This window comes from Natrialba sp. PRR66, assembly GCF_034808065.1.
Taxonomy (GTDB): Archaea; Halobacteriota; Halobacteria; order Halobacteriales; family Natrialbaceae; genus Natrialba; species Natrialba aegyptia.
The window spans coordinates 549539-564140 of record NZ_JAXHGN010000001.1 but is presented as its reverse complement, the minus strand read 5'-3'; the positions used below and the strand labels follow the sequence as shown (position 1 = coordinate 564140).

Genomic DNA, 14602 nt, shown 5'->3' with positions numbered 1-14602 from the left:
CTTCCGGAACAGATTAGAAATATGAACCGACGACAGTGCGTGGTCGGTATCGCCGCCCTCTCCTCGAGCGCCGTCGCAGGGTGTTTCTCGCGGGAATCGGGTGGCGCACAGCAGTTGAACCTCACCCCGACCGACGACCGAGACGTCGAGGCGGTCTCCTCGACGACGTTCGACGAGGACGTGACGCCGATCTGTGCCGAGGGCGAGTCGCTGACAGCGACCGTCGACGGGCCGAACGCGGACGCCGTAGTCGCCCACGAGTTCGTCCGCGATCCCAAGAGCGGGCGGTACGGCGTTCGCGGTCGGATCGAGCCCGGAGAGTGGGGGAATATACCGAGTATTCGCGCGGCGTTCGACGACGGGTCGAGTGAGTCGACTCGGGTGTACGGACTCGATGCGGACGAAACATCTCTGTTTACGATCACGACCGCAGATGGAGCGGCCGACGAAATCGGCGAGTACACGCTCACCGTTCGCGACGGGGAAACCGCGGATATCGGTCGCGTTTCGGAGCAGTACGCCACCGTCGACGGCGACTGGGGGCGGATCGGAACGTACGACGGGTCGCCGGTCTACGGCTACAGCGCGACGGTCGCGAACGACCACAGCGAAGCCGTCGAACTGTATCCGCGGCTGAAAGCGTACCTGGATGAGACGACCGTGGCGTACAGCGGGACGGCTACCGAGTCGGCCATCGACGTCGCACCCGGCGAGACGAGAGCGGTATTCTTCCCGTATCCCCGGTGCGATCCGGGGAGCATCGTCACGGTTGAGGCGTGGCTCGACTGGCCGACGATGCTGTATCCCTGATCGAGCGGTTTTGCGGTTCGCGGTTCGTGGTTCGCGGTTTTCCACAGTATCAACCGCTCGGCGTATGGCGGACGGCAAGCGGCGAGTAGCGAACGGTGACCTCAAAGGGCGGACGACGAACCCGGACGGCGAACAGCTAACACGATCGGCCCGGAACGATGCCTATGTCCTGTCCGTTCCTGGACTACCGACTCGAGGCGAACGAGCGGAAATTCGACGAACCGCGGGCATACTGCGAGGCGGCGGCGCGATTCGTCCAGCCGATGCGCGCTGATATCTGCAACGACCGCTACGACCTGGCACACGACAGCGACTGCGAAATCTACCTCGAGCACGCCGGGGCTGCCGACGAGAACGAGGGCAAGAACGAGCGGGAGCCGAAAAACGGGACCGAGAACCGAAGCGGTGACGGCGACGAAAATCGGGCCGGGTCCGGTGAAGACGCGTGAGTTACGACGAGTTCCTCGCCGGCGAACCGGTCATCGTCACCGCCGCCCTGACCGGCGGCGTACACGGCAAGGAGACCACGCCGCACCTCCCTGAAACGCCCGAAGAGATCGGGAAAGCGGCGGCGGAAGCCGAAGCCGCCGGCGCGGCCGTCGTCCACGTTCACGCGCGCCAACCGAACGGCGAGCGCACGTTCGCGACCGAGCGCTTTCAGGAGATCGACGACGCCATCCGCCGCCGCGCTGAGGACGTGATCATCCAGCACTCCACCGGCGGAACGGGTGCGCCGGATGCGGCGCGACATCTTCCCCTGCGGACTGACCCCGCCCCGGAGATGGCCTCGCTCGACATGGGGCCGCTGAACCGGTACGATCACCTCACCAGCGAGAACACCCGCAGCCTCGTCGACTCGCTCCACGCGGAGATGGTCGAACGCGGCGTGAAACCCGAACTCGAACTCTTCAACGACGGCCACCTGAACGAGGCGCTCGGGCTCCTCGATCGGCGCGACCTCGCCGACCCCGTCTACGGAACCCTGATCTTCGGCCCCGGCACGCTCACCCCGCCGACACCGCGGAACTTCCTGACTGCGATCGACAACCTGCCCGCGGGCGCGCAGTTCAACACCCTCGGCTTCGGCCGCCATCAGCTTCCGTTCGCAACGATGGGCCTCCTCTTCGGCGGCCACGTCCGCGTCGGTCTGGAGGACAACGTCTACTACCGACAGGGTGAACTCGCAACGAGCAACGGGCAACTGGTCGAACGAGTTGTCCGCATCGCCGACGAACTCGGCCGCCCGGTCGCGACGCCGTCGCAGGCGCGCGAAATTCTGGGTCTCTGAGTCGCGTCTGCCCCCGTCCTCTGACGAATCCGACGAAATCAACGAAATCGACCCAAACCATTAGCCCCCCTTCCATCGTACCGGGCCTATGGTCGCGGACGACTCTCCTCTCACAGAGGCACTCCAGATCGATTCCGGCGTCGTCGCCGTCGTCGGCGCGGGCGGCAAGAAAACGACGCTCTACACGCTGGCGGAACGCGCCGCCCGACTGCCGTCTTCGAGAACCGTCCTTACCGCGACCGTCCGTATCCCTATCTTCGACCAACACGTTTCGGCCGTCTCCATCTCGGACGATCCGGTCGCAACTACAGCCAACGCCGATCGCTGGCCTCTCGGCATCGTTCCGGAGCGAGAGGGCGACCGCTACGTCGGCTACGATCCCGCCACCATCGATGAACTCGCGGCCGCGGACACCGCCGACCTCGTTCTCGTCAAAGCCGACGGCGCGCGAACGCGCGAGTTCAAAGCGCCGGGCGATCACGAGCCGCAACTGCCGCGGCGTACGGACACCGTCGTCCCGATCGCGAGCGTGCAGGCCGTCGGCAAGCCGCTCTCGGCCGAGTTCGTCCACCGGCCCGAGAGAGTCGCGGCGATCACCGATCGTGAAATCGGCGAGGAGATCCGGCCCGACGACGTTGCGCGGGTGCTCGCGAGCGAGCGCGGCGGGTTGAAGGGCGTTCCGGACGGGGCGACAGTCGTGCCGGTGCTCAACAAGGTAGACGACCCGTCGCTCCGGGCGACCGGCGAGAAGATCGCAACGGCCCTGCTCGATCGCGCACCGACCGTCTCTCGCGTCGTGCTCACGTGCTTGATCGACGACGAGCCGGTGGTGGAGGTCATCGAGTCCTGACTCGGTTGCTCTGTACCCGGTACCGAGAGCGCGCGAGTTCCGATACGCCGCCCGCTAGGCCGAGTCGGCGAGTCGGTCGCGTGCCGCCTCGAACTCCTCGGGCGTGTTGATGTTCTCGAACGTCTCCAGATCAGTGTAGTCACGTATCTCGTCCGTCTCGACGACGACGTAGTCGAGATCGAACAGGGGTTCGACGACCCGTCGGTCGCCGCGGTCGACGGCGCGTTGGCAGGCCTCTCCCATCGGCTCGGTTCGGTAGACCGCCTGCGTGGTCTGGAACCACTCGTCTTCGAGCCGCGGAACCGCAGCGTCCGCGTCTTCGCTTGCCGCCCGGTCGAAGAGGTGCGAGACGAGTTCGGGATCGACGAAGGGCATATCGCAGGCGACGACGGCACTGAATTCGGTCCGCGCCGCGCGAAGTCCGGTCATGATTCCCGCCATCGGGCCGCGGTCAGGGACCGGATCGACGGCGAAGGAGACCGGTGGCTCACCAGCGCCGTCGGAGTCGCCCGCATCGGCTGTGAGTGCATCGTCGATAACGGGCACCTGGTCGTCCCGACAGTTGATGATGAACTCGTCGACGACGGGGCCGAGTCGATCGACGACGCGGCGGATCATGGGCGTTCCCGCGAGTTCAGCGACGGCCTTGTCCTCGTCGCCGAAGCGGGTCGAGTGGCCGCCCGCGAGGATGACGGCCGTCCGCTCGTTCGGCGTGGCGTCCGGTTGCGCTGTACCGCCCGATCCGGTTGCGGGGGACATACACGCGTGTTCGGCGACCGGCAACAAAAGTCCGCGGCCGACCGTCTGAATCGAGTGTTACTGGTCGGTAGTGGCGGCCGAGAGACGCCAGAGCGCCCGGTGAATCATCCACAACTCGCAGTCGGTCGTCGTCGCAATCGATCGACAGCGGTCGAGATACGTCTCGTAGTCGCTCGCTGTTGGTGCGGTCGGGTACGGCTTCGCGAGTTCACCCGCGTCGTACAGGACGGTCCACTCGCGAGGGCCGAGGACGACGAACTCCTGCGGGGCGAAAAACATGAGAAAGCCGGTGGCGACCGGCACGTCGACACCGTCCAGTGCGGTGAGGGCATCGATTGCAGCCGTCGCGTCTCGCTCCGGGCCGGCGGTCGCATCGACCGCGTCCGCGATAGCAGCCCGGACCGCGTCGAACTCGTTCTCTTGAAAGCGCTCTTCTGCGGCCCGCCGCTCGGCGTCGGGATAGGTGCCGAGAAATCGCCGGTAGTACCACCTGACGACCCAGGCGGCGTCGCGCCACCCGAACGCGGCCGTCTCGAACGCTTGCGGGAGCGTTTCGAGTTGCTCCTGTTCGACAGGATAGAAGGGGTTCTCCGCCCGGTAGTCGGCCGCTTCGGAGCGCACTAGATCGCGTGTGAACTCCATCGTGCGACTGTATGGCGCGGGGCGCTGTTAGCGTTCGCCCGAGTGAACCGTACTTTCCCTACCGTCTGACCACTCGTCTCGGGCATGGTAGAAAAACTCATGCACACTCGCGTTGTGAATTCACATACCGCGATTCACCATCGAGCGGAGCATCCAATGTCCAGTGATCAACACCAGACCGACGAACCGGTCACGACGATTTGCCCGTACTGCGGCGTCGGCTGCGGTATCCAGGTTCAACAGGGCGATGACCCGGGTGACGTGCAGTTCATGCCTTGGGGCGACGCGCCGGTCAACGAGGGCCGCATCTGTATCAAAGGCGGCGCGGCGACGGAGGTCGTCGACCACGAGGACCGACTGACCGATCCGCTCATCAAAGACGACAGCGGCGAGTTCCGCGAGGCGACCTGGGAGGAGTGCTACGAGTTCATCGTCGATGAACTCGAGCGGATTCGCGCGGCGTATGGTCCGGACGCGGTGGGCTTTTTCGGCTCCTCGAAGACGATGAACGAGGAGAACTACCTCCTGCAGAAGATCGCCCGCCGCTACGGGACGAACAACGTCGACAACTGCACGCGGATGTGTCACGCCTCGACGGTCTGGGCGTTGCGGACGAGCCTGGGTGCGGGCGCGATGACGAACAGCATGGCCGACTTGCGGGCCGAAACCGACGTGTTCTGGATCCAGGGTGCGAACCCGGGCGAGCAACATCCCATTGCGAACAGCCAGTACTTTCGGCAGGCCGTCCTCGACGGCGCGACCGTCATTCAGGTCGATCCGCACGCGAACAAGACGACTCGTTCGTTCCAGATCGACGAGACGGACCGCCACATGCACCTCCAGTTGAATCCGGGGACCGACGTTCCCCTGTTGAACATCGTCCTCAAAACGGTGCTCGAGAACGACTGGATCGACGACGAGTTCATCGCGGAGCGGACCGAGGGCTTCGAGCACCTGCGGGAGACGCTCGCCGAGTTCGACAAAGCAGCCGCCGCCGAGGAGTGTGGGGTCCCGCTCGCGGACATCGAACTCGCTGCGGAGAAGTACGCAACGGCCGAGAACGCGGCCATCTTCACCGGCATGGGGATGAGTCAGCACCGTTGCGGCGTCGACAACGTCCAGAACGAGATCAACCTGGCGCTGATCACGGGGAATCTCGGTCGCCCCGGGACCGGCGTCAATCCGCTGCGCGGCCAGAACAACGTTCAGGGCACCTGCGACGTGGGTGCGATGCCGAACGTCCTGCCGGGCTACCAGCTCGTCGACGACGACGAAGCCCGTGAACGCGTCGAGGAAGAATGGGGGTTCGACATCCCCGACGAGCCCGGTCTCACGAACGTCGAGATTTCCCACGAGTTCGGCGACGGGATTCGCGGCCTGTACGTCATGGGTGAGAACCCGATCATGAGCGAACCCGATGCGAACCGGGTCGCAGAGCGGATGGAAGAACTCGAGTTCATGGTAGTGCAGGACATTTTCCCGACGGAGACGGCCGAGTACGCCGACGTGATTCTGCCGGCGACGACCTGGGCGGAGCGCGGCGGGACGGTCACCAATACGGATCGTCGCGTCCAGCGCATGCGCGGCGTCGAGAAAGTCCACGAGAACACGAAACACGATCTCGAGATCCTTTCGGAAGTCGGCACGCGACTCTTCGGGGCGGCTGGGTTCGACTTCGATACCCCCGAAGCTGTTTTCGAAGAACTCCGGCAGGTCTGCCCGAGTTATCACGGGATGACCTACGACCTGCTCGGCGAGGAGGGGCTCCACTGGCCCTGTTACGAATTGGGCGACGAAGGTGATCCCTACCTCTACGAGGAGGAATTCGACACCGAGAGCGGACTCGGACACATAGAGGGTGTGAGCCACACCCCGCCAGCCGAAACGCCGGACGAGGACTATCCGCTGATCCTCACGACGGGCCGCCTCGAGGAGCACTACAACACCGGCACGATGAGCCGTCGGTCGTCTACGCTCAACCGACAGACGCCGGAAAACTTCGTCGACGTGCATCCGGCGGACGCCGAGCGATACGGCATCGAGGACGGCCAGATGGTTGCCCTCACGTCTAGGCGTGGCGAGATCACCGTCGAGGCGAAGGTCACCGACGACACCAAGGAGGGCGTCGTCTGGACGACGCCGCACTTCGCGGCCGCCTCGGCGAACAAACTGACGAACGACGTGCTCGACGACCGGGCGAAAATTCCCGAATACAAGGCCGCGGCGGCGGAGATCGAGGTTGCACTCGAGTCTGACGACGACTAATCCTCGGCGACCGACGACCGACGGCCGCCGATCAGTTTCGGTGTGCGGTCGGCACTTATGCCCACCGGGACCCAAGAGCGACCAACGGAGAGAACCAATGAAACTACAGATTCTCGACGGCGAAATCGCTATCGACGAGTCGAGTATCGCCGAATCGGTCGCCGAAATCCGTACGCAGGTACGCGAGTACGAGCGGGGCGACCGGCGGCGCTTCGACCTCGACGTGGACGTTCCCGACGGGCTAACCGGCGACGTAATGGCCGCGATGATGGCAATCCCCTACGGCGAGACGCGCACGTACGGCGACCTCGCCGCTGACCTTGGAACGAGTCCAGTCGCCGTGGGTCAGGCCTGTGGCCGCAATCCCGTGCCGATCGTCGTTCCCTGCCACCGCGTCGTCGGCAGCGACGGCGCGCTCACCGGCTATTCGGCGGCCGACGGCGTCGCGACGAAGCGCCGGCTACTTGAACTCGAGGCACGCGAGAGCGACGGCCCGGTACAGACGCGATTGCCGACGACGTGAGGCTGTCATAGAACTGCTCTCACACCCCGATCTAGTGATTACAATAATCGATAAGTACGGACGAAGAACTGACTGGTGTTCATCGCTTCCAGAGTTGTCCGCAAAACACGTTCCGCAGCTTGCTCCATAGCTCAGGTATGTCCACGACCATCACAACACCCGATGCAGACGAGGAATGTGCGTACTGTGGATCGCGTGTCTTCGACCACGATCCGATCTGTGTACGTGATTGTACTGACGACTGCGGCTCACCCGCGTACTTCTGTAACTACGCGTGTCTCTCGACATATATCGACGAGAACAGCCGTATGTCGGGGAATGCGTGTGAATGGCCGCCTGGTGAACGCAATTGTTGAGTGAGGCACATCGTTAGATCAATATGTAGACTTATCGTCACGTTTCTCCGAATACGGACATGATCTGCGAGGCCTATTTGAACAGATTTGGTCAGAACAGGAATCTACTCGTTCTCCAGAGCCGCGTAGATTTCGGCGTGACGGCGTCCGTCGAGTTTTCCCATCTCGAGTGCGATCTCGTGGCGTTCCTCGTCGCTCTCAGCCGACTGATATCGCTCGTACAGCCGGCGGACCTCTTCATCGACCGCTGCCGAGGAGTCAGTACTGGACGCCATCGCTGTATCCTGAATACGCATTGAATCCCTTTATCAGTTGCGACGAGCACACGCTCGGAAGTAGATGACTGCCGTCTCGGTGTCGACCCCGGCTTCGTCCGTTGCAAATCGGTGCAGTAAGGCGCGAATTTCGTTGCCGTATTCGAACGTATACCCGTTCAGCATATAGAAGACAACCACTGTTCGGAGTGCAGTTCGTTTGTTCCCATCGACAAACGGATGATTTGCAACGAGGAGTCGCATCAAATGCACTGCTTTTTCGTGACGTGTTTGTGGGACCTCCCCGAAGAACCCCTCTGACACGTACTGAAGTGCGGATTCAATCGCGTCCTCCGACCGAACTCCTGGTTCCGTATTGTCGCCTTCCGCAACGATCTGCTCGTGGAGATCGAGAATTAGTTGCTCGGAGGGATACCCGATATCGTCAGTCACGCTCCCGACTCTCTCGGGCCACCCGATAGTAGTTTCTGATGAGTGATCTTCCCTGTCAGACTGTCTAGTTACATGATTCAGGCATGCGTGGGCGTTCTGTGCAAACTGTTCTATGACACTCTCGACGAAGTGAGAAACCACCTTACCCAACATCGTCGTGCGTCAGCAACGGCCGCTCGCGCTCGCCCGCCGGCGACTCGTAGGTGATCACCTCGAGCAGGTTCCCGTCCGGATCGAGGAAATAGAACCCCTCGAACTCGTCCCAGTCGTACGGCCCCTGCTTTGGAAACTGGCCGCCGAGTTCAGCCGTCAGTCGCTCGTACTCCCGTCGATCGGTCTCGAAAGCGACGTGGGCCTTGTCGAGCGGGTGATCCAGGCCGCGCTCGTCCCAGCCGTCGGCGCGACCGGTTTCGGCCAGCGTGACGACCGTCTCGCCGACCTGGAACATGGCGTGTTCGCCTTTGAAATCGGACGGCTCGCGGCGGACGTCGAGCCCGAGTTCATCGCGGTAGAACTCGTAGCAGGCGGTGAGGTCGTCGACATCGATGTTGATGTGGTCGACTGCGTGCATGGGTATCCTCAGAGCCGCGGTTCCGTTTCCGACTCGGCGACGCGCTCCACGTAGTTCCCGATCACCTCGTCGTCCGCGTCGATGAACTCGTTCGTCCAGACCGCGTCGGGATCGATCTCGCCCTCGAGCAGGTCCGTCTCGGCGAGCGTCCGGCCGAGCGTCCGCCAGCGCTCGCCCTCGTGCAAGCCCCACCCCTCCGCCCGCGTCCGGTCGGTGAACTGGAGGTCGGTCGCCGCCGTCTCGAACTTGCGCCGCTCGACGGGTCGATTCCGCTCGAGCGTCGCGTTGCGTTCGACGAGCACGTCGATCGCCGCGTCGGGATCGTTCGTTGCGGCCGCCCAGCCGCGGGCCGTCGCCCGGAGGAAGGAGCGGACCGTCTCCGGCTCTGCGCGGGCGAACTCGGGGGCGGTCACGATGGTCATCCCGTAGATGCCGAGGTGATCCCCGATCGCGAGTTCGTCCGCCCGCCGGTCGTGTTCGCGCTCGAGTTCGTAGCCGTTCGTGACGACGCCGACGGCGGCGTCGACGCGCCCATCCAGGAGCTTGTGCTGCACGCGGTGGTGGGTGTGATCGTCGACGCCGAGGAGGTCGACCTCGTCGCGGATACCCGCGTCTTCGAGCAACTGGGCCGTCAGGATGCGCGTTTTGGTCGCCGACGGCGCGACAGTCCGGCCCGCGAGTTGCGAAGGTTCGGTCAGCGCCTCGCCGAACTCGTCCCGGAGAGTGTAGATCGCGGCGGGCGTCTTGCCGGTGACGGCGGCGACGGCGAGCGGGTCGAGCCCGCGGCTCTGGATCGAGAGGACGGCGCTTGCGCCCGCCAGCGCGAACTCGGCCCGACCGCGGGCGGCCTGCTCGGCGGCGAAGGGCGAGCCGTGGCCCTCGACGAACCGCACGTCCAGCCCCTCGTCGTCGTAGAAGCCCCAATCGCGCGCGAGGAAGTAGGGGGCCTGAAAGCCGTTCGGCTCCCAGTTGAGTTGGAAGTCGACGGTCGGTGTCGCGTCCGGTGTCATTGCGACGGCACCTCCAGTCGGAACAGATCGTCCGGAATACGGTCGACGCCGAGCGCCTCCGGGCCGGCGACTGCGAGCAGGTGGTCGAACAACTGTTCCATCGCACCGACCGTCTCCGCGTTCCACTCGGTGACGACCATCTCCCGCCAGTGGTCCCGAACGCCGCGAACGACGGCGGGGTCGTTCTCGTACATGAGTCTCTCGCCCAACTCCTCCCAGAGTTCGTCGTCGGTTTGCAGACGCTCGACGGCGTCGGCGTACGCGCGCTTGAACCCCCGGATGGCTTCGGGCTGGTTTGCCAGGTAGTCCTCGCTCGTGAGGAACGTCGAGATGGGCAGCGTCCGCTCGACGCCCGAAAGCCGCTGGACGAGTTCGGCCATCGGGATCGCTTCGCGGTAGGGACCGGGTTCGACGAGTTCGGGGATGAGTTGCCAGAACTGGAGGGCGGCGTCGACCTCTCCATCGCGCAGGAGTCGGGTGAGTTCGACCTTCGAGCCCGCCTCGACCGACGTGGCTTCGGTTTCGGGATCGAACTCGTTGAACTCGCGGCAGGCGGCCCGTGTGAGAATCCAGTTCTTGTCGAGCCGGCGGACGACGCCGATGCGGTGGCCGGGGAGGTCGGCCAGACCGTCGATCGGCGAACTCTCGGGGACGACGAGGCCGCCGACGGTTCGGCCGTAGGGATGGAAGGCGACGATGGGTGCGCCGCCGGCCCGCTCGCGCGCCGTCGAGATGTAGTCGATGTCGATCAGATCCGCGTCGCCCTGGTGCAGTTTGGCCTCGACCGTTTCGAGGCCGTCCTCGAGTTCGTCCGAGACGAGTTCGACGTCGAGGTGGAAGCCGTGGTCGTGGTCGAAGCCGTACCGCTTGATGGTGTACAGCATGTAGCGGGGGCTGCCGTTGTGTTCGAATCGGGCGCGCAGTTCCGGAAGCTTAATCCTGGTCGCGTCGTCGCTTTCCGTCCGAGCGGGAGCGTCGTGGAGTTCGTCCAGTGCCGCTTGCTGGGTTTCGATGTCGCTAGTCATTGGCTCGGGGGGAAACGATCGTCCTGATATCGGCTCGGTCGTCGATCAGCTCTCGATCCTTCATCCACTCGAGGTGGCCGTCGAGTTCGTCCGGATCGGCGAGTTCGGGGACCTCATACCGGGGAACGGTCATCGATTCGCGAACGGTTTCGAGATCGATGCCGTCGAAGAGGTCCGGTGCGATCTCGGCGTCCGATTCGAGCATCGCGAGGTACTGCTCGCGGAAGGCTTGCGGGTCGTCGTTGATCGCCTCGACGGCGCGGCCGTAGGCTCGCATGAAGGCGTCGAGTTCGTCGCCGTCGAGTGTCTCGGTGCCGACGATACCGATGTGGTTCTCGAAGGCGAGGACCCGCTCGAAGCCGAGGTGATCAGCGAGGGTGCTGTGTGGATCGAGGAGCGTGATGGCATCGATGTCGCCGTCGCGGAGCGCCCGCAGCCGTTCGGTCGGCATGCCGAAGTGTTCGAGTTCGATCTCGTCGGGGTCGACGTACTCTTCGAGCGCTTTGATGGCGGTGTACTCTTGGCCGGTTCGGCGATTGACGCCGACGGGGGTACCGGCGAGGTCGGCGGGAATGTCGATCGACGTTTCCGGCCGCGTATAGAGGCTATACGGGAGGTCTGCGAACGTTCCGTGGGCGACGATTTTGCCGTCATCGAGCGACCAAGTGCGCCGGAGACTCTCCCACTTGCAGACCGGGTAGAGGTCGACGTTGTCGTCGCCCGTCAGCGTCCAGTCTCCCGGGACGTACTTCCAGTCGACCTGTTGCCGGTCGCGTTCGACCAGTTCGATGTCGAGTCCCTCGTCCTCGAAGTAGCCCCGTTCGGCTGCGACCCGTTGTGGCAGCATGAACGAGAACGGGAGGTGAAAGATGCGCAGTGCACTCTGTGTGTCACTCGATGCCATACAGTATGTGACGGCAACGGGCGGCATAAAACGTTTCTAGGGATCGTTTATATGCCTGTTAGCGGCGAATACAGTCATCGCTGGCTGAAGTAAGATTCACGTATCGCACTCGCTGAGCATACAGGTAACGGCAACTGATATCATGGACCACATACAGACGGCCGATGTCACCGCCGAGGAGGTTGCGGACGGCGTCTATCTCGGCGATCTCTCGATGGGCGACCGGGCGAGCATGAAATACTGGCGGATCGAACCGGGCGCGACGTTACCCGCCCACGAGCATGACAACGAGCAGATCGGCTACGTGCTGTCGGGAACGCTGATAGCGATCGTCGAGGGGGACGAGGTCGTTCTCGAAGAAGGTGACGCCTACCGGTTTCCGAGCAACGAGTATCACGGGGCTGAAAACCGACGCGACGAGCCGGCGATCGGACTCGGCGTCCTCGCACCGCCGCGACAGCACCCGGACTGGCGGACGAACGTCGACTGACGAACGGATAGCATAGAACGCCGCTCACGTCAGTGGTCGGTCCATCCTGCTCACGACCGCAATCTGACGCCGCGAACGGGTGAGACAGCAGGCGCTCACTCGACTATCGCCAGTAACACGACGACCCCACCCATGGCCGAGAGACACCCGCTGAGTAGTTTCGTCAATGTGACGTTCCACTCGGCCGGTTCGACGGTCCCGGCCGACCGCGTACTCCCGATGGCGTCGAGTTGCTCGTGAAACCGAGTGATCCCGTAGGCGTGTCGTACGCCGAGAAGTCCGAGTCCCACTAGAACAGTGCCAACCACGATTCCGCCGATCGCGACCATAGCCCTACGCTTATGCTACTTGCGTAAAAACTCTAGTTCCCCACTACTTTCGTCGCAGTCCCGAATCGAAGCCCCAGCCATCTCAGCGCCACGAGCGTCGCACCAAGGGACATCAACGGTTCCCGCTCCCCGGACCCGGAATCCACGCGAGAACTGAACTCGTCTCGGAAACCGCCGTAGAGACGAGCACCCGATCGCAGTCCCGGCAAACCCGTTCGATACCGACTTGCGGCCGACGACAGCAGTGTTCGTCCCGCTCGACACGCCGGGAGAGCGGCCCGCCACAGACGGGACACCGGTCCCGAAGTATCCGCAGGCCGGTGAGAGTCGCTCGCCGATCCGCGGTGTCGACTGCGTCCCAGCCGTCGAGCCGCGATTCGAGTTCACGAGCGGCGGCGACGTCGGCGGCGAGGGCTGCGTCCGACGGCCACCGGACCAGTTTCTCGCCGTCGAGTTCGACGGTGCCGACGCCGCGTCGGGTTGCGGTCTCGGCGTCGAACGCCGTCGCCACGGTCGCCGCGTTGACGGTGACGGACCCGTCGTGGTCCGTCCCAGAGCTACCAGCGATGGTCGACAATCGGTCGTCCCATTGCGTCGTAAATCCCGTCGTGAGTCGCGGTCCGCCCGCCCGCTCCTCGATAACGCCGGCAGCCGAAAGCGCGCGAATCGTGCCCTCGAACTCGGCGGTGTCGATCGAGGGCTGCCGATGGGCCGCCGTTCCGACCGCCGCGTGAACTCGATCGGGGAGGTATCGCCGCGTAAGCGTCGGCGTACCGGGGAGTAGATAGCCCCGAAGCGCGATAATCCCGAGGAACGCGACGAACGCGACCGCGCCGACCGCTTCGGAGACGGCGACGCCGAATCCGATCGCACCGACGAGTGCGATGGCGACGTTTCCGATCGTACACGGGAGACAGCGATTCGCGCCCGTATACTCGGGCCGCCTGAGCCGCGAAAACGCATCGGGTAGTCCGGCCATTACCGATCACTCGGGTACCGCTTCGTGCCGAACGGGGAATATACTTGTAGTACGTTCGACATACTGTCGGGATATGATGGCATTATTTCGAACCTATCCGACTGAGACTTAGATAGCACGCCACCTGTTCGAAGTCTTTGATAATGATTATTCGTTGGCATGTGGGAGCAAACCATGTGTGGTGAGAACATGACACATGCAAATGCGAGGCGGGAGATCTCAGGCGCGGACCAAACGAAACTGGCGACGCAACTCGGTGCGACCGAGGTACCCGATCAGCCGGTAACGTGGAGCGACCTGGCGGGACAGATCGAACCGGACCGATCGCCGACGCTCGCGGCCGCCGGCGAGACGATACGAACTGAACTCGCGGAGCGACTCGACGGCGAGGTACTCGAACGCGAGCACGACAGGCTTGCGGCCCAGATCGAGCGCCTTCCCGAGGTTCGGAAGACGGGCGTTCCGAACGAGCCCCACGGTTGTTACGAGACGGTGGCCGACCCCGGCTGGCGGCTGTACGAGCATCTGGCGGCGGGTGAGTTCTTCGAGCGCCTCGACGAGACGCTGCCGCGGTTTACGCCCGCACACATCGAGCGCACCGCGCGGGAACTGGTACTGACGACGCCGCTTTCGGCGGCGCTCGACGATGTCGGGTTCGACGAGTCCGAGAAGACGGCGTTGCTGATCGCCGTCGCGAACGATGCCGATCGGCTCGCTCGGTGGGTGCCGTCGAATCAGATTCCGGACGGCGTCGAGTTCGATACCGAAACCGTGCCCCCTCTCCACCGGCGCGCCATGGGCGGGGCGCTGCTGTGGATTCGCGGACTCGACAGGCACCTCTGGCAAAACGAGGTGCTCGTCACCGAGGAGGTCCTCGACGCCGCCGTCGCGCACACGAAGACGATGCTGGGCGGCCTGTTCCTGTCGGCGACGGCCGCCTGTGATCTCGCCACGACGGGACGGCTCACGGACGAACAGGTGACCGCCGCGTTCGCGGCGGGGACAGCGGTACAGATCGTCGGGCAGGAGGAGCTGTTACACGAGGTGTTCTACGTTACCGACGAGACGCGCGCGCCGAGCAAACTGAGGTGAGT

The 14602-nt window shown here is 64.1% G+C and carries 19 protein-coding genes; 9 read left to right on the top strand and 10 right to left on the bottom strand.

Features of this window, described 5'->3' with window-relative positions:
* Window positions 1-21: 21 nt before the first annotated feature.
* The 4 genes from SM755_RS02670 (at window position 22) to yqeC (ending at window position 2948) form a co-directional block, all read left to right on the top strand.
* A complete protein-coding gene (locus SM755_RS02670; protein ID WP_323171325.1) occupies window positions 22-810 on the top strand; it encodes a hypothetical protein in 789 nt (262 codons plus the stop codon).
* A 164-nt stretch (window positions 811-974) separates the two neighbouring features.
* Window positions 975-1259, top strand: coding sequence for a hypothetical protein (locus tag SM755_RS02665; protein ID WP_323171324.1), 285 nt, complete (start codon window positions 975-977; stop codon window positions 1257-1259).
* Window positions 1256-2098, top strand: coding sequence for a 3-keto-5-aminohexanoate cleavage protein (locus SM755_RS02660; protein ID WP_323171323.1), 843 nt, complete (start codon window positions 1256-1258; stop codon window positions 2096-2098). The genes SM755_RS02665 and SM755_RS02660 overlap by 4 nt, the downstream gene beginning before the upstream one ends.
* An 88-nt stretch (window positions 2099-2186) precedes the next feature.
* Window positions 2187-2948, top strand: a complete 762-nt coding sequence (gene yqeC, locus SM755_RS02655) for a selenium cofactor biosynthesis protein YqeC (protein WP_323171322.1) — start codon at window positions 2187-2189, stop codon at window positions 2946-2948.
* 54 nt (window positions 2949-3002) lie between these two features.
* On the opposite strand, the gene SM755_RS02650 is transcribed toward yqeC, so the two are convergent.
* Both SM755_RS02650 and SM755_RS02645 read right to left on the bottom strand, forming a co-directional pair.
* A complete protein-coding gene (locus SM755_RS02650; RefSeq protein ID WP_323171321.1) occupies window positions 3003-3707 on the bottom strand; it encodes a molybdenum cofactor guanylyltransferase in 705 nt (234 codons plus the stop codon).
* A 57-nt stretch (window positions 3708-3764) separates the two neighbouring features.
* Window positions 3765-4349: a hypothetical protein gene (locus SM755_RS02645; RefSeq protein ID WP_323171320.1), complete on the bottom strand. Its 585-nt coding sequence runs from the start codon at window positions 4347-4349 to the stop codon at window positions 3765-3767.
* A 156-nt stretch (window positions 4350-4505) separates the two neighbouring features.
* Between SM755_RS02645 and fdhF the strand changes: the two genes are divergently transcribed.
* The 3 genes from fdhF (at window position 4506) to SM755_RS24370 (ending at window position 7493) form a co-directional block, all read left to right on the top strand.
* Window positions 4506-6614 (top strand): formate dehydrogenase subunit alpha, encoded by a 2109-nt coding sequence (gene fdhF / locus SM755_RS02640; protein WP_323171319.1) that lies wholly within the window; start codon window positions 4506-4508, stop codon window positions 6612-6614.
* A 97-nt stretch (window positions 6615-6711) separates the two neighbouring features.
* Window positions 6712-7137, top strand: a complete 426-nt coding sequence (locus tag SM755_RS02635) for a methylated-DNA--[protein]-cysteine S-methyltransferase (RefSeq protein WP_006664307.1) — start codon at window positions 6712-6714, stop codon at window positions 7135-7137.
* 137 nt (window positions 7138-7274) lie between these two features.
* Complete coding sequence (locus SM755_RS24370) at window positions 7275-7493, top strand: hypothetical protein (RefSeq protein WP_369335236.1); 219 nt, start codon at window positions 7275-7277, stop codon at window positions 7491-7493.
* A 104-nt stretch (window positions 7494-7597) separates the two neighbouring features.
* On the opposite strand, the gene SM755_RS02630 is transcribed toward SM755_RS24370, so the two are convergent.
* From SM755_RS02630 to SM755_RS02605, 6 genes are all read right to left on the bottom strand, one after another.
* Window positions 7598-7768: a hypothetical protein gene (locus tag SM755_RS02630; RefSeq protein WP_006664308.1), complete on the bottom strand. Its 171-nt coding sequence runs from the start codon at window positions 7766-7768 to the stop codon at window positions 7598-7600.
* Window positions 7769-7801: 33 nt separating this feature from the next.
* The gene (locus SM755_RS02625; protein WP_006664309.1) at window positions 7802-8200 is read right to left on the bottom strand and encodes a type II toxin-antitoxin system death-on-curing family toxin; all 399 of its coding nucleotides are present in this window, start codon (window positions 8198-8200) and stop codon (window positions 7802-7804) included.
* A gap of 142 nt (window positions 8201-8342) precedes the next feature.
* Window positions 8343-8771 (bottom strand): VOC family protein, encoded by a 429-nt coding sequence (locus tag SM755_RS02620; RefSeq protein WP_006664310.1) that lies wholly within the window; start codon window positions 8769-8771, stop codon window positions 8343-8345.
* An 8-nt stretch (window positions 8772-8779) separates the two neighbouring features.
* Window positions 8780-9781, bottom strand: coding sequence for an ABC transporter substrate-binding protein (locus SM755_RS02615; RefSeq protein WP_323171318.1), 1002 nt, complete (start codon window positions 9779-9781; stop codon window positions 8780-8782).
* Window positions 9778-10806: an ABC transporter substrate-binding protein gene (locus SM755_RS02610; protein ID WP_323171317.1), complete on the bottom strand. Its 1029-nt coding sequence runs from the start codon at window positions 10804-10806 to the stop codon at window positions 9778-9780. Before SM755_RS02610 ends, SM755_RS02615 begins: the two co-directional genes overlap by 4 nt.
* A complete protein-coding gene (locus tag SM755_RS02605) occupies window positions 10799-11710 on the bottom strand; it encodes an ABC transporter substrate-binding protein (protein ID WP_323171316.1) in 912 nt (303 codons plus the stop codon). The genes SM755_RS02610 and SM755_RS02605 overlap by 8 nt, the downstream gene beginning before the upstream one ends.
* A 142-nt stretch (window positions 11711-11852) precedes the next feature.
* Between SM755_RS02605 and SM755_RS02600 the strand changes: the two genes are divergently transcribed.
* A complete protein-coding gene (locus SM755_RS02600; RefSeq protein ID WP_323171315.1) occupies window positions 11853-12200 on the top strand; it encodes a cupin domain-containing protein in 348 nt (115 codons plus the stop codon).
* A gap of 95 nt (window positions 12201-12295) precedes the next feature.
* Here SM755_RS02600 and SM755_RS02595 read toward each other — a convergent pair whose 3' ends face one another.
* Window positions 12296-12529, bottom strand: a complete 234-nt coding sequence (locus SM755_RS02595) for a hypothetical protein (protein ID WP_323171314.1) — start codon at window positions 12527-12529, stop codon at window positions 12296-12298.
* Between the two features lie 112 nt (window positions 12530-12641).
* Window positions 12642-13508 (bottom strand): hypothetical protein, encoded by an 867-nt coding sequence (locus tag SM755_RS02590; protein WP_323171313.1) that lies wholly within the window; start codon window positions 13506-13508, stop codon window positions 12642-12644.
* Window positions 13509-13682: 174 nt separating this feature from the next.
* Between SM755_RS02590 and SM755_RS02585 the strand changes: the two genes are divergently transcribed.
* Complete coding sequence (locus tag SM755_RS02585; RefSeq protein WP_323171312.1) at window positions 13683-14600, top strand: hypothetical protein; 918 nt, start codon at window positions 13683-13685, stop codon at window positions 14598-14600.
* Window positions 14601-14602: the final 2 nt, after the last annotated feature.

Bases quoted from the DNA above. Each gene is read 5' to 3' on its own strand.
- SM755_RS02670 (WP_323171325.1), top strand. From the start codon at position 22: ATGAACCGACGACAGTGCGTGGTCGGTATCGCCGCCCTCTCCTCGAGC.
- SM755_RS02665 (WP_323171324.1), top strand. From the start codon at position 975: ATGTCCTGTCCGTTCCTGGACTACCGACTCGAGGCGAACGAGCGGAAA.
- yqeC (WP_323171322.1), top strand. From the start codon at position 2,187: ATGGTCGCGGACGACTCTCCTCTCACAGAGGCACTCCAGATCGATTCC.
- SM755_RS02650 (WP_323171321.1), bottom strand. From the start codon at position 3,707: ATGTCCCCCGCAACCGGATCGGGCGGTACAGCGCAACCGGACGCCACG.
- SM755_RS02645 (WP_323171320.1), bottom strand. From the start codon at position 4,349: ATGGAGTTCACACGCGATCTAGTGCGCTCCGAAGCGGCCGACTACCGG.
- fdhF (WP_323171319.1), top strand. From the start codon at position 4,506: ATGTCCAGTGATCAACACCAGACCGACGAACCGGTCACGACGATTTGC.
- SM755_RS02635 (WP_006664307.1), top strand. From the start codon at position 6,712: ATGAAACTACAGATTCTCGACGGCGAAATCGCTATCGACGAGTCGAGT.
- SM755_RS24370 (WP_369335236.1), top strand. From the start codon at position 7,275: ATGTCCACGACCATCACAACACCCGATGCAGACGAGGAATGTGCGTAC.
- SM755_RS02630 (WP_006664308.1), bottom strand. From the start codon at position 7,768: ATGGCGTCCAGTACTGACTCCTCGGCAGCGGTCGATGAAGAGGTCCGC.
- SM755_RS02620 (WP_006664310.1), bottom strand. From the start codon at position 8,771: ATGCACGCAGTCGACCACATCAACATCGATGTCGACGACCTCACCGCC.
- SM755_RS02615 (WP_323171318.1), bottom strand. From the start codon at position 9,781: ATGACACCGGACGCGACACCGACCGTCGACTTCCAACTCAACTGGGAG.
- SM755_RS02610 (WP_323171317.1), bottom strand. From the start codon at position 10,806: ATGACTAGCGACATCGAAACCCAGCAAGCGGCACTGGACGAACTCCAC.
- SM755_RS02605 (WP_323171316.1), bottom strand. From the start codon at position 11,710: ATGGCATCGAGTGACACACAGAGTGCACTGCGCATCTTTCACCTCCCG.
- SM755_RS02600 (WP_323171315.1), top strand. From the start codon at position 11,853: ATGGACCACATACAGACGGCCGATGTCACCGCCGAGGAGGTTGCGGAC.
- SM755_RS02595 (WP_323171314.1), bottom strand. From the start codon at position 12,529: ATGGTCGCGATCGGCGGAATCGTGGTTGGCACTGTTCTAGTGGGACTC.
- SM755_RS02590 (WP_323171313.1), bottom strand. From the start codon at position 13,508: ATGGCCGGACTACCCGATGCGTTTTCGCGGCTCAGGCGGCCCGAGTAT.
- SM755_RS02585 (WP_323171312.1), top strand. From the start codon at position 13,683: ATGTGTGGTGAGAACATGACACATGCAAATGCGAGGCGGGAGATCTCA.